Origin of the sequence: Nocardia sp. NPDC049526 (genome assembly GCF_044465765.1) — a bacterium.
Classification (GTDB): domain Bacteria; phylum Actinomycetota; class Actinomycetes; order Mycobacteriales; family Mycobacteriaceae; genus Nocardia.
In genome coordinates, this window is sequence record NZ_JBITMA010000015.1 from 14,016 (window position 1) to 26,525 (window position 12,510).

16 protein-coding genes are annotated in these 12,510 nt (G+C 64.8%); 7 read left to right on the plus strand and 9 right to left on the minus strand.

The genetic code is table 11. From position 1 onward, the window contains the following. Window positions 1-59: 59 nt before the first annotated feature. Window positions 60-374: a hypothetical protein gene (locus ACIBW7_RS35070; RefSeq protein ID WP_357481685.1), complete on the plus strand. Its 315-nt coding sequence runs from the start codon at window positions 60-62 to the stop codon at window positions 372-374. A gap of 77 nt (window positions 375-451) precedes the next feature. Here ACIBW7_RS35070 and ACIBW7_RS35075 read toward each other — a convergent pair whose 3' ends face one another. The 3 genes from ACIBW7_RS35075 to ACIBW7_RS35085 are packed head-to-tail and all read right to left on the minus strand — an operon-like array spanning window position 452 to window position 1,819. Further along, entirely contained in the window at window positions 452-664 is a 213-nt protein-coding gene (locus ACIBW7_RS35075) for a DUF397 domain-containing protein (RefSeq protein ID WP_397053988.1), read from the minus strand. A gap of 38 nt (window positions 665-702) precedes the next feature. Further along, window positions 703-918, minus strand: coding sequence for a DUF397 domain-containing protein (locus ACIBW7_RS35080; protein WP_327099303.1), 216 nt, complete (start codon window positions 916-918; stop codon window positions 703-705). Next, window positions 908-1,819: a helix-turn-helix transcriptional regulator gene (locus ACIBW7_RS35085; RefSeq protein ID WP_327099302.1), complete on the minus strand. Its 912-nt coding sequence runs from the start codon at window positions 1,817-1,819 to the stop codon at window positions 908-910. Before ACIBW7_RS35085 ends, ACIBW7_RS35080 begins: the two co-directional genes overlap by 11 nt. A 236-nt stretch (window positions 1,820-2,055) precedes the next feature. On the opposite strand from ACIBW7_RS35085, the gene ACIBW7_RS35090 reads away from it, so the two are divergent. The 3 genes from ACIBW7_RS35090 to ACIBW7_RS35100 all read left to right on the plus strand — a co-directional run bounded on the left by ACIBW7_RS35090 (window position 2,056) and on the right by ACIBW7_RS35100 (window position 5,040). Beyond that, window positions 2,056-2,325: a hypothetical protein gene (locus tag ACIBW7_RS35090; protein WP_397053991.1), complete on the plus strand. Its 270-nt coding sequence runs from the start codon at window positions 2,056-2,058 to the stop codon at window positions 2,323-2,325. After that, on the plus strand, window positions 2,322-2,558 hold the full coding sequence (locus ACIBW7_RS35095; RefSeq protein ID WP_397053993.1) for a hypothetical protein: 237 nt from the start codon (window positions 2,322-2,324) through the stop codon (window positions 2,556-2,558). The genes ACIBW7_RS35090 and ACIBW7_RS35095 overlap by 4 nt, the downstream gene beginning before the upstream one ends. A 196-nt stretch (window positions 2,559-2,754) precedes the next feature. Next, window positions 2,755-5,040: an ATP-binding cassette domain-containing protein gene (locus ACIBW7_RS35100; RefSeq protein WP_397053995.1), complete on the plus strand. Its 2,286-nt coding sequence runs from the start codon at window positions 2,755-2,757 to the stop codon at window positions 5,038-5,040. A gap of 3 nt (window positions 5,041-5,043) precedes the next feature. Here the strand turns inward: ACIBW7_RS35100 and ACIBW7_RS35105 are convergent, their stop codons facing one another. The 3 genes from ACIBW7_RS35105 to ACIBW7_RS35115 all read right to left on the minus strand — a co-directional run bounded on the left by ACIBW7_RS35105 (window position 5,044) and on the right by ACIBW7_RS35115 (window position 7,310). After that, complete coding sequence (locus ACIBW7_RS35105; protein ID WP_397053997.1) at window positions 5,044-5,775, minus strand: arginase family protein; 732 nt, start codon at window positions 5,773-5,775, stop codon at window positions 5,044-5,046. Window positions 5,776-5,826: 51 nt separating this feature from the next. After that, window positions 5,827-6,291 carry a DUF4189 domain-containing protein gene (locus tag ACIBW7_RS35110; protein ID WP_397053999.1) on the minus strand — a complete coding sequence of 155 codons (465 nt, stop codon included), beginning with the start codon at window positions 6,289-6,291 and terminating at the stop codon, window positions 5,827-5,829. Between the two features lie 110 nt (window positions 6,292-6,401). Then, complete coding sequence (locus tag ACIBW7_RS35115) at window positions 6,402-7,310, minus strand: NmrA family NAD(P)-binding protein (RefSeq protein WP_397054001.1); 909 nt, start codon at window positions 7,308-7,310, stop codon at window positions 6,402-6,404. Between the two features lie 81 nt (window positions 7,311-7,391). Between ACIBW7_RS35115 and ACIBW7_RS35120 the strand changes: the two genes are divergently transcribed. Together ACIBW7_RS35120 and ACIBW7_RS35125 are read left to right on the plus strand one after the other, a co-directional pair. After that, window positions 7,392-7,802: a helix-turn-helix domain-containing protein gene (locus tag ACIBW7_RS35120; RefSeq protein WP_357481673.1), complete on the plus strand. Its 411-nt coding sequence runs from the start codon at window positions 7,392-7,394 to the stop codon at window positions 7,800-7,802. Window positions 7,803-7,863: 61 nt separating this feature from the next. Beyond that, on the plus strand, window positions 7,864-8,520 hold the full coding sequence (locus ACIBW7_RS35125) for a hypothetical protein (RefSeq protein WP_397054003.1): 657 nt from the start codon (window positions 7,864-7,866) through the stop codon (window positions 8,518-8,520). A 178-nt stretch (window positions 8,521-8,698) separates the two neighbouring features. Here the strand turns inward: ACIBW7_RS35125 and ACIBW7_RS35130 are convergent, their stop codons facing one another. Continuing rightward, window positions 8,699-9,547, minus strand: coding sequence for a helix-turn-helix transcriptional regulator (locus tag ACIBW7_RS35130; RefSeq protein WP_397054005.1), 849 nt, complete (start codon window positions 9,545-9,547; stop codon window positions 8,699-8,701). 101 nt (window positions 9,548-9,648) lie between these two features. On the opposite strand from ACIBW7_RS35130, the gene ACIBW7_RS35135 reads away from it, so the two are divergent. Beyond that, window positions 9,649-10,368 carry an SDR family oxidoreductase gene (locus ACIBW7_RS35135; RefSeq protein WP_397054007.1) on the plus strand — a complete coding sequence of 240 codons (720 nt, stop codon included), beginning with the start codon at window positions 9,649-9,651 and terminating at the stop codon, window positions 10,366-10,368. A 111-nt stretch (window positions 10,369-10,479) separates the two neighbouring features. Here the strand turns inward: ACIBW7_RS35135 and fabG are convergent, their stop codons facing one another. Together fabG and ACIBW7_RS35145 are read right to left on the minus strand one after the other, a co-directional pair. After that, window positions 10,480-11,232, minus strand: coding sequence for a 3-oxoacyl-ACP reductase FabG (gene fabG / locus ACIBW7_RS35140; RefSeq protein ID WP_397054009.1), 753 nt, complete (start codon window positions 11,230-11,232; stop codon window positions 10,480-10,482). Between the two features lie 34 nt (window positions 11,233-11,266). Continuing rightward, entirely contained in the window at window positions 11,267-12,415 is a 1,149-nt protein-coding gene (locus ACIBW7_RS35145; protein ID WP_397054011.1) for an acyl-CoA dehydrogenase family protein, read from the minus strand. Between the last annotated feature and the right edge of the window lie 95 nt (window positions 12,416-12,510).

The window sequence follows — 12,510 nt, forward strand, 5'->3', positions numbered from 1 at the left end:
CTAGGCTGTACGGCGTTGTCGCGGGCATGGTCGCCCGCCGAACCGCCAGGAGGATCTCTATGAACGCCACGCTCTTACGCACCGGACTCGGGGTCGCGGCGGTCGCGGCACTGCTGGCCGGATGCAGCGATATCGAGCGGGCGCTCAATCAGGGTGGCGACACGACCTGCCGGGATTACGTCAAACAGGATCAGGACACCAAGCGCACGACGATCACGAAATTCATCAAGCAGCAGACCAACGACGATCACGAGCCCGCAGGCACCGCGGTCGATGCCACGATGATCCAGGTGGACCTGCTGTGCGGCGCCCAGGTCAATCAGGACACCCCGATCAAAAAGGCTGATATCGCAGGCATTTTCCTCAACAAGTAGTCCGAATACGCGGCAGGCGGACACGCAAAGCGGCCTCCAGCAGATCGAAAACTGAGGGCCGCTTTGCTATTTCGGGACTACGGACGGTCGAACTCGCCATCGTTCACGCCAGCGGTGAAGGCGTCCCACTCGCCGGGCGTGAAGACCAGGGCGGGGCCGGTCGGGTTTTTCGAGTCCCGCATGCCGACGTGCCCGCCGTCGAGGAATGCCACCTCAACGCAGTCTTTTCCGGCTTCACTGCGTCGGGACTTGAACCAGTGCGCGCCAGCCAGGTCGCCATCAAGATTCACTGCCATGACTCCTTGCTATCTCTATCGGGAATCGGGACTTACGGACGGTCGAACTCGCCGTCGTTCACGCCTGCCGTGAAGGCGTCCCACTCGGACGGAGTGAACACCAGCGCCGCGCGGGTGGGGTTCTTCGAGTCACGTACACCGACCGCGCCCCCGTCGAGCCAGGCAACCTCCACGCATTCGCCGCTGGTCCCCGAGCTGCGGCTTGATTTGAACCACTTCGCCCCTGCTAGGTCGACTTCAGCGTTCACAGTTGTAACTCCTCGCCATCTCTCTCAATAGGGTGCGGCTCGAGCGAGCGTCCATCGTCGCCCCGGCCAACGTACGGAACGTGTGCCGACAGCGCTGCACGTCGTCGCGCTTCTCCAGGTACGCATCCCCTGTGTAACTTTCCGCGTAGACGACCGCCGGTTCCACCGGTTTGCCTTGTCCGTCCTTCGGGAAGGTCATCACGATGAATGGGGTGACCAGCCTGCCAATCGGCAAGCCAGCTTCTTGCCTGAGTATGCGTACCTCGATGTTGTCGAGCGTACTCATGTCCGCCGCGTGCCTGCACTGATCAGCCATCACCTGTGCGCCGCCGATGATGGTCCGCAGCGCGTTCTCGTGGATCACGGCCGTGAGCTTGCACGGGTTCCGGGGCCGCGTGAGCAGATTCTGACGCCGCGCAAGAACCGCTGCCACCCGTTCCAACCCCTCGTCCGGGATTCGCGGCCGCTTAGCTCGGTTCATGGCCTGCGCGTAGTCGTGAGTTTGGAGCAGACCGGGGATGATGAGCGGCTGAAATATAGCCAATTCGCTTGCGGCGGATTCGAGTTCGATGTAGGTGTTGAACTTCGGTTCCAGTAGGTCGCTGTAGGTGCGCAGCCAGGACCGGACCGGGGCCTGTCCCGCAAGTTCCTTCCACGCCACAAGGTCTTCCGCGTCGATCCCGTACAGCCCACCCAGGGCATCAAGATCTGTCGCCCTGACGGTTTTGTTGCGGCCGTTCTCCAGTCTGCTAATCGTTGCGTTACCCCAGCCGAGTGTTCGCGCGGCCACCTCCAAGCTCAGGCCCGCCCGCGTCCGTGCTTCTCGCAATAAACGGCCCAGTTGCCTACGCGGCAATGTGGTTCCGTTGTCCTCTGGCCCATCATCGTCTTCGGTCGTCACCCCTTGCGATCCCCTTCCGGCGTGCGATGCAGCTTCCTTCCGTGGCGGAAGAAGCGTAACTGTGCCAGCGGAAGGATTACTGCGCTTTCACTTGAGTTTCGCCAGTTCGCAATTGCGCCTGTCCGAACGTTGGCACCTGACACACCCTTTGCGTCATGTCCATGCCGAAACGAGAGCTTCCACAACGGGATCCGTTCACCGGGCCGCCAGTCGCGTACAGCGGTGCACCGCCTGAGTTGGTCGAGCAGGTCGCGGCTGCAGTCCGGGAGTGGGCAGGCCCGGCGATAGCTCCATCCGTGCGTCGCCTGCTCGACGACTTCCACAGGGACACGCAGCAGAAACTCGACCTCGCTCCCATCGACAGCCGTCCGATGTTTCAGGGTGCGGACGGTTCGCTGATGCCGGTCGACGAGGACGGATGGATTTCCGATTCGGACGCCGATCTCGACCACGCCGACGCAATCACCATTCAGCCCACAGATGTTCGCGACATCGAGGAGTCGTGAGTCCGAAACACCATGAACCCAAGGATGTTTCGCCTCGTCCCGACGAACCGGATGTGCACCTCAGCGTATTCCTGCGCGGCGTGCGCCTCGACTACGCCGCCTGCCTCACCGCCGCGCTGATATTCACGCGTGAGCACCAGAGGCGGCACTACGCCGACGCGGTCACCATCGACCTCGGCGAAACCAGTCGCTATCCGCGCCTGCCGTGCGAACGCCTCTTCCTCGGTTCATGAGATGGGACGTAGAGCCGCGGAAGGCGAAATTCAAGAGCCGCAACGGAATCCGCCGAGCTGTTGGACCTTCCCGGGTGAAAACCGAAGAAAGCGCTGGTCAGGGCAGTCTGGCTATATTATGCGCATACTGCATTAATGTGATCTGCATCACATTCCGCCGGGCATTTTGTCGGTGGTGCATGGCATGGTTGGCGGCATGCCTTTTGCCGATTCCGTCGTCGCCACGGATGCCATCCGCGTGCTCGGTGCCAGTGAGCACAATCTGCGCAATGTGTCTTTGGAAATTCCCAAGAACAAGATCACCGTCTTTACCGGCGTCTCCGGGTCGGGGAAATCGTCGATCGTCTTCGACACCATTGCCGTGGAGTCCCAGCGTCAGCTGTATGCGACATTTCCGGCGTTCATTCTCAACTTCCTGCCGCGCTATGAGCGGCCGCACGCCGAGGCGATCGAGAACCTGACGGCTCCGGTCATCATCGACCAGCAGCCCGTCGGCGGCGGGCCGCGCTCGACCGTCGGGACGATGACCGATATCTACTCGATGGTGCGGGCGATGTTCGCCCGATTCGGTTCACCCTCAGCCGGATTCGTCTACAACTACTCGTTCAATGTGCCGCAGGGCATGTGCCCGGACTGCGATGGACTCGGGGTCACGGTCCGGGCCGATCCGGATCGCTTGGTCGACCGGAGCAAATCGCTGAACGAGGGCGCGATTCTGCTGCCCGGTTATGCGGTGGACAGTGGCGAGTGGCAGATGTACGGCAAATCCGGGCGCTTCGATCCGGACAAGAAACTGGCCGACTACACCGAGGACGAATTCACCGACCTGCTCTACGGCACCGGCGGCAAGGTGGAGCTGACCTTCGCCAAGGGCACATGGAAGGCCAATTACGAAGGGCTGGCAGCCAAATTCACGCGCACCCGGTTGCAGCGCGACACCTCCACGCTCAGCGAGAAGACGCGCGAACAGATGCAGAAATTCCTCACCGAGGGTGTCTGCGCTACCTGTCGTGGCGCTCGGCTCAACGAAGCGGCATTGGCCACGAAGATCGATGGCCGCAATATCGCCGACTGGTCCGGACTGCAGATCACCGATCTGATGGTGGTAGTCGATGAGATCAGCGATCCGGCCGCGCTCGGACTGGCCGCGGCGATCCGGACCGCGCTGCAGCGGGTGACCGATATCGGACTCGGATATCTGAGCCTGGATCGGCCGACCTCGACCCTGTCCGGCGGTGAGGGGCAGCGGCTCAAGATGATCAAACATCTGTCGAGCACGCTGATCGGGATGACCTATGTTTTCGACGAGCCGAGCGTCGGATTGCATCCGCGTGACGTCGGCCGGTTGAACGACCTGCTGAAGGCGCTGCGGGACAAGGGCAATACGGTGCTGGTGGTCGAGCACGATCCGGATGTCATCCAGATCGCCGACCACATCGTCGATGTCGGGCCGCGTGCCGGTCTGCACGGCGGGCAGGTGGTGTTCGAGGGCACCTTCACCGAACTGCGGACCGCGGATACACCGACGGGTGCGGGACTGCGCAGACCGTTCACGGTGAAGGAGACCTTCCGTAAGTCGAACGGCGCGTTGCTGATCGAGCATGCGAATGTGCACAACCTGAAAGATGTGACCGTCGAGGTGCCGACCGGCATTCTCACCTCGATCACCGGCGTCGCCGGCTCCGGTAAGAGCAGCCTCATCCGTGATGTGTTCGTCCGGAAGTATCCGGATGCGATCTTCGTCGACCAGTCGGCGATCGGGGCATCGTCGCGGTCCACGCCCGCAACGTATCTGGGCCTGATGGACCCGATCAGGAAGCTGTTCGCCAAGGCGACGGGGAAGTCGCCCGGCCTGTTCAGTTTCAACTCGACCGGAGCCTGTAAACAGTGCGAGGGTCGCGGCGTGATCATTACCGAGATCGCCTATATGGACCCGGTGACCACCCACTGCGATGCCTGTGACGGACGACGGTTCTCCGACGAGGTGCTGGCACTGACCTTGCGCGACAAGTCGATTGCCGATGTGCTGGCGATGTCGGCCGAAGAAGCCCTCGGTTTCTTCACCGAAAAGGCACTGTCCACAAAGCTGCGCACGATGAACGAGGTAGGCCTGGACTATCTGAGCCTCGGCCAGGCCATGAGCACCCTGTCCGGCGGCGAACGCCAACGCATCAAACTGGCGACTCAACTCCAGAACACCGGCACCGTCTACGTCCTCGACGAACCGACCACCGGTCTGCACATGTCGGATGTGGACACCCTGCTCGCCCTGATGGACGGCTTGGTCGACCGCGGCAATACGGTGGTGGTGATCGAACACAATCTCGACGTGGTGGCCCACTCCGACTGGGTGATCGATCTCGGACCCGACGGCGGCAAGGACGGCGGTGAAATCGTTTTCACCGGAACCCCCGCCGAATTGCTGACCCACCCCACCTCCCTCACCGGCGAGTACCTGCGCAAATACAAGGCCGCCGGGTAGGGATCAGGCGGAGTCGACGAGGGAGCGCACGTGCGCGGCGGCGGTGGCGTCGTCGCGCCACGTGCAGGCCAGGCCGAAGGCGGCTACTCGGCCGGTGACGAGAACAGCTCGTACGGCGGCTGAGACCTCGGCCAGGGTGGGGCCGTCGGGGGCCGGGAAGAGCAGGCCTGGGAGGTCATCCGGGGTGACCACGTCGAAGTCGATGTGAAGGTAGAGCGGGCCGTCCGGGAGGTCGCCGATGTCCTCGACCGGACGGTGCCGGATCTGCGCGGTGCGCAGGTACTCGACCTCCGGTGGGTCGAGATCGCGGCCGCCGACCAGGACGGCGCGGTCTTCGGGGATGTCGCGCAAGCCGATTCGGTCGGCAATGAGGTGACGGCCGTAGCCGACGAGCATGCGCAACGGGAAGCCACCGAGGTAGCCGGACGCGGAGGTCTCGAGGGTTTGCACGTCGCCGTGCCCGTCGAACCAGACGAGCGCGGGATCCAGACCGGCCCTTTGCAATCCGGCCACCGTGCCGAGCGCGGTCGTGCAATCGCCGGAGGCGACGATCGCGCGTTCACCCCGAATCGCGGACTCCGCAACCCGGTCCGCCACCGCGTCGTACAGCACGGCCATCCGCGCCCATGGATCATCGACCTCCGGCAGCTCGGCCGTCACCACCGCATCCGGGGTGATCGGAACATCCATCTCCGGCCGGTATTCATCGAGGTGGTACGGCACGAGCAAGCGCATCTACCGAGCCTATTCGGGGCCGAAGCACGCGGCCACCCAATTAGGACGGCGTCAGGGCCGCGGGAGCGTACGCCCGCCCGGTGCTGATGGGCCGCCTCGGTCCGTGCATATCGACAGGACGACATGGGCGGGTGCTGGTGACGCTGAACCGGTGCTCGGGAATTTGGGAGCGCGCAGGCCGAGGCCGTTGACGGCGGATTGTTCGGCATCGGCGAGGTCCACGCCCCAGGCCCACGCCAGGCTGTCATCCGGTGCTTCGGCGACCGCGCCACAGGCATTGACGAAATAGACATAGGCCGAGCAGTCAGGACCGCCGCCGCAGCGGGCGTCGGCTGCCCGCCCGGCCTCGGCGGGGCCGGCGTAGTTCACCTCGGCGGCCACGCGGCCGGTTTGGAACGAGATCGCGATCGCGCCGTAGAGATCACCGCTCGCATGTGCCGTTCCGGTAACCGCGCCTGTCAACGCGGTCACCGATACGGTGGTGAATGCCACAGCGGCCCAACGTGATACAGACATGTCAATCCTCCCGTATGACATCAAGAACCGCTCATCGTGCCCGAAGCGTCCGATTCGATCAAGGCCATGCCATACGTGCGCGCACCGTGGTAGCCATCAACCTGCCCGGCTCATTGCGCCGCGTTCACCGACACAGACAGGTACCCACCCGCCCGCACCGCGCCGGTGATGAGTGCGCGAACGTCACGTGGTGCACTCGGCAGCAGGTCGAGCAGGTCGGTGCTCGACGCTTCGAGCAGTCCGGCACCGAGGTTCGCGAACAACGAGAGCGTGTGCGTGATCTGATAGGGCTCCAATCCGCTGCCCTGCAACATATCCCGCATTTCGCCGAGCGAGATCGGCGCGTATCGCACCGGGCGACCGAGGGATTCGCTGAGAATCTCGGCGATATCCGCGCCACCGACCGCGGTCACACCCTCCAGCTCGTATACCTTGCCCGCATGCCTGCTCCGCCGCCCGGCGACCAGATCGCGCTCGGTCTCCGCGGCCACCCGGACGGCCACCTCGGCCAGATCCTCGCGCGCCACCACTGATATTCGGCCGGTGCCGAATGCCGCGGCGAACACCCCCGATTCGGCCGAGGCGGCCGCACCGGCGACGGCGAGCCCGACCGGAACCTCCGCGTAGAGACCGTTGCGCAGGACGGTCACGTCGAATGGTGCTGTGGTCAGCCGCTTTTCGGTCCACCGATGGGGCAGGGCAATGGTCATCAGCTCCCCGGAACCCGCGAGGCTGGTGTAGATCACGTGCCGGACCCCCGCCGCCGCGGCGGCGTCGATCACCGCACCGTGGCGAGCCAACACCACATCGTCTTCGGCATATCCGGCCGAAATCAGTACCAGGACGTCGACATCCCGCAGTCCCGCGGACAGCGTTGTCGGATCATCGAAATCGATTCGGCGCGTGGTGTTGTCGTCACCGGAGCGGCTGCCCGCCGCTACTGTCAGTCCGTCGAGGGTGGACAGGCCGCGGTGGACGAGGCCGCCGAGGGATCCGGAGATGCCGGTTACCAGGATCATCGCAACGCTCCCGATTGTTGTAGTTGCTGGATTCGTCCCCAGCATCGATGGCCGCGGCGTGCGGCATAAGGAGGCACTTTCATGTCGGTCACGAACACGGCGATCACCGCGCAGGTCGCGGGCACTATTCCCGACGGGCCATGTGGCGATGACGACTGCGGCATCCGCGATGTGCTCGACAGGCTGGGGGATCGGTGGACGGTATTGGTGATCGTCGAATTGAGTAAAGGGGTGCGTCGTTTCCGTGAATTGGAGCGGGCGATTCCCGGGATCTCACAGCGGATGTTGACACTGACCACCAAGCGGCTGTGCCGCGACGGCATGGTGGAACGCATCGCGTATCCGACGATTCCACCGCAGGTCGAATACCGGCTCACCGAGACCGGCCAGAGCCTGGCCGAGGCCATCGGCGCACTCGCCGACTGGTCGCGCGACCACAAGGACCGCATCGCCGACGCCCGCCGACGCTGGGACGCCGAGCACACCGACTGAACACCTGTCGCGCGCGGGCGAACAGCGCTTGAATGGAAGCATCCCCACAGGGAGGTTTCCGATGACCCTTACCGCTCGTAACCTGCTCGACGGGATCCAAGCCGAGCTGGCCCCGCACGACGACGACAACCCCATGGTTGCGCTCATCTCGGTGGGCAAAGCGCCACGCGCGGTCTTCGCGGCGATCGCCGCCGAGGAACAGCGCATCACCAGCAGCGACTGGCGCAGCTTCCACGCCTTGGCGGCGCGGGCGGACGAACCGCACGTCAGAGTCTTCCTCGACGACCTCCCACCAGGCGAGCGGCAGGCACTCGCGCTGTTGGACGCGCTCGTGGCGGCGGCCGGACCCGACCAGGGCATGGAGCTACCCAGAGCGGGGTGCCAGGCCTACCCGGCCTATGTCGCCTGGTTGGCACTGAACGCCGAGCCTTCCGCCGCCGCGGCGGGTATCTACGCGAATGTCGCCGTTTTCGGCCGCTACTGCCGGGCCGTCGCCGACGGCATGCGCGCGCACTACGAGTTCGACGCCACGGCCTGCGCATTCTTCGACCTCTTCGCCGCCGATGCACCCGAAGTCGAACAGCGTGCCCTCGCCGCAATCCAGGCCGGAATCGACAGCGGACGATTGAATCCGAACGACGCACACTTGTACGCCAGACTCTTCCAGAACTACGAACTCATGTTCTGGAACACCCTCGCCGACGAGTTCGCGGGATAACACCGCCACCTGCGTGCCCGCGGCGTGGAACTCCCCGCGGTTGCGCACAGCTTCGGGTCTGTCGCATATCCAATGGCTACTGCGCAGAATGTACACCTTGTGCGAGGTGCTCAAAAGCTGTGCGAGCTAAGGCTTTCTCGACCGCGCAGTGCGATACCGCGCGATCGGATGTCCGGTGCTAGCGCTGTTCGCTCAGCTGCTGGGTTCCGGTGATCCGGAGCAGTTCGAGTGCCGAGGCGGCGGGGGTGTCGGGGGCCGCCGAGTACACGACCACGGCCTGGTCGCTGTCGGGGACGAACAGGGCATCGCAATCCAGGACCAACCGCCCGACCTCGGGATGATCGATGGTCTTGGTTGCGCTGCGCCAGTTGCCGGTACTCCCTTCGCGCCACAGTCGGTCGAATCGCGTACTGCGCGAACGTAGTTCGGCGATGAGACGAGCCAGGTCCGGATCGTCGGGATAGGCCGCCTTCGCGCTGCGCAGCGAGCTGACCCAGGATTCGGCGGCCGCCTCGGCCTCGGCGGGGGTGAAGACCACACGGGATGGTTCGGTCCCGAGGAAGGACTGCCAGATGATGTTGCGCCGGGCGGGCGACCACGCGGAGAAGTCCCCGAGCAATGCCGCTGCCATCGAATTCCAGGCCAGCACATCCGCTTTCGCGGAGATCACCAGTGCGGGCAGATCCGCCATCCGATCCAGCAGTCGCAGCACGCTCGGTCGCACCACCATGTTGATGCGGCCTTCCTGCGGGGGCGCCGAACCGGCCAGCCGGAACAGCAGATCGCGTTCGGGATCCGCGAGCCGGAGGGCGCGGGCGAGCGCGCCGAGCACCGCCACCGACGGTCGCGGTCCGCGCCCCTGTTCGAGCCGGACCACATAGTCGACACTGACACCGGCCAGTTGCGCGACCTCCTCGCGCCGCAGCCCCGGCACCTGGCGGCGTGAACCGCTGGGCAGCCCGACATCGCGCGGCCGCACCCGGGCACGGGCCTGCCGCAGCAGCTTGGCGAGTTCGGCGCGATCCATGCCTCGATGATGCCGCAGCGCGCGGGCGCCGGGGTGGTACTGCCGGTCCCAGGAGTTATCGGCCCTGGAGCGAGATTCAGGTGACGGGCCAAGGTCGAGTCATGACCAACACGACAACAGCCCTGGTGACCGGGGCGAACAAGGGAATCGGCCGCGAAACGGTCCGCCGGCTGGCCGAACTGGGCTGGCAGGTATTCCTCGGTGCCCGCGACGCGGAGCGAGGTAAGGCGGCCGCGTTCGAACTCGCCGAACAGGGTTTGCAGGTCGAGTTCGTCCAGTTGGATGTGACGTCCGTCGAATCGATCGCGACAGCCGCCGAGACCATCGCGGGCCGGACGCCGCATCTGGATGTTCTGATCAACAATGCGGGTATCGGCGGTACGCGCGCCACTCCCGCCGATACGGTGGCCGGCGATTTCCGAAATGTCTTCGAGACCAACGTTTTCGGGCCTGTGCAGGTGACCCACGCCTTTCTCCCGCTACTGCGCACGGCCGCCAACCCGCGCATCGTGATGGTGTCCAGCGGCATCGGTTCGATTGCCATCACCTCCGATCCGAGCCGGATCGAATCGCAGATCCTCGGGCTGGTCTACCCCTCCTCGAAGACCGCATTGAACATGATCACCACGCAGTACTCCCGCGAACTGCCGCAGATGCGGGTCAATGCCGCCGATCCCGGTTATACCGCAACGGATTTGAACGGGAACTCAGGGCATCAAACGGTCACCGAGGGCACCGATGCCATCGTGCATCTCGCGACCATCGGTCCCGACGGCCCCACCGGCGGCTTCTTCGATCGCGTCGGCAGGGTGCCCTGGTGAGCCCTCGACCAGCGATCTCACTTATGGGCTGCTCCCTCGGCCGACAGCCGTGTCCGCCGCTGACGGCGATCACCTGCCATTCTCAGACCAACCCGGTCGCTACCAGCGAATTCAGCGTGCTCCGCCGTTGACGTACAGCGTCTGGCCGCTGACATAGGACGCCTCGTCACTGGCCAGAAACGCGATCACCGCGGCAACCTCCTCGGGCTGTCCCACGCGGCCCAGCGGAGTCCGCTCGGCCACAGCCTTCTGGTGGTCTTCGGCCGTGACCCCGACCCGATTCGCGGTCGCGGCCGTCATCGCGGTGGCAATGTAGCCGGGCGCGACGGCATTGACATTGATGTTGTACGGCCCGAGCTCGATGGCCAGCGTCGCGGTCAGGCCCTGGATGCCGGCCTTCGCGGCGGCATAATTCGCCTGACCACGGTTGCCGAGCGCCGAGCGGCTGGACAGCGAAACGATCTTGCCGTAGCGCTGGGCGACCATGTATTCCTGGGCCGCCTGGGTGCAGTGGAAGACACCGGTCAGATTGACCGCGAGCACCGCATTCCAGTCGTCCTCGGAGAGCCGGAAGAACAGATCGTCGCGGGTGATGCCCGCATTGTTGACCAGAATGTCCGGCCCGCCGAGATCCGTTGCGATATCGGCGAATACGGATTCCACCGAGGCACGGTCGGTGACATCGCAGACATAACTGCGGGCGGCGCCGCCCGCCGCGCCGATCCGTTCGACGGTGTCCTCGGGTGCAGTGCGGTCGAGCACCGCGACCTGTGCGCCTTGGGCGGCGAGTAGCTGCGCGGTGGCCGCGCCGATACCCTGTGCCGCGCCGGTGACCACGGCGACCCGGTCGGTGAATCTGGTCATCGAACATCCTCCTCGGGAGTTGATACGGCGGTCTTCAGAATGCGTCGACTCCGGTCAGCGCACGACCGATCAGCAGCTTCTGGATCTGGCTTGTGCCCTCGTACAGGGTCATCACCTTGGCGTCGCGCAGATATTTGCCGACTGGGAATTCATCGATATAGCCATAACCGCCGAAAACCTGCAGCGCCCGATCGGCGGCACGCACCGCGGCCTCACTCGCGAACAATTTGGCCTTCGACGACTCGACGGCGAATTCGGCACCGCGGTCGATCAGATCGGCTACCCGCCACACCAGCAGCCGGGCGGCATCCACATCGAGGGCGATATCGGCGAGCAACTCCTGCACCAGCTGATGCCCCGCGATCGGCTTGCCGAATTGCTCGCGCTCGGTGGCATATCCGACGGCGGCGTCCAGGCATGCCTGCGCGATACCGACACAACCGGCGGCCACCGACATCCGCCCCTTGGCCAGCGCCGCCATCGCGACGGTGAAACCCTTACCCTCATCGTGCAATCGGGCGCTGTCGGGGACCCGGACGCCGTCGAGTACCAGTTCGGCGGTGGCCTGCCCGCGCAGTCCGAGCTTGCCGTGGATGGTGCGGGCGGTGAAGCCGGGGGAGTCGGTCGGGACCAGGAATGCGGTGATGCCGCGATGTCCTCGGCCGCCGGTGCGGGCGAAGACGAGGGCGACATCGGCCCAGGTGCCATTGGTAATGAACATCTTGGTCCCGGACAACACCCAGTCATCACCGTCGCGGACCGCGCGGGTGCGCAATTGCGCCGCATCGGAACCGGTCCCGGGTTCGGTGAGGCCGAAGCAACCGAGTGCGGCACCCGTGGTCAGGCGTGGCAGCCAGGTGCGCTTCTGCTCCTCGGTGCCGTAGTGGTTGATCGACTTGGTGACCAAACCTAAAGATACGGAGACGATTCCGCGTACGGCGGAGTCACCGCGCCCGAGTTCCTCGAGTACCAGACAGTAGGTCAGATGGTCGCCGCCACTGCCGCCGTACTCCTCGGGAATGGTCAGGCCGAGGAACCCGACTTCGCCCAGTTTGGACACGATCGCGGTATCGACGGATTCGGCCCGGTCCCACGCCGTCGCATGCGGCGCGATCTCGCGGTCGACGAATTCGGTGGCGAGGCGCTTGGCTGCGGCCTGTTCGTCGGAGAGTTCCAGGTTCATCACGACTCCGGGGCAAGAAAACTAACAGCGGAAGTTTCTCGTATGGTAACCATCGATAAACTAGCGATGCAAGTTTGATGTTGTGGGTATCCGCC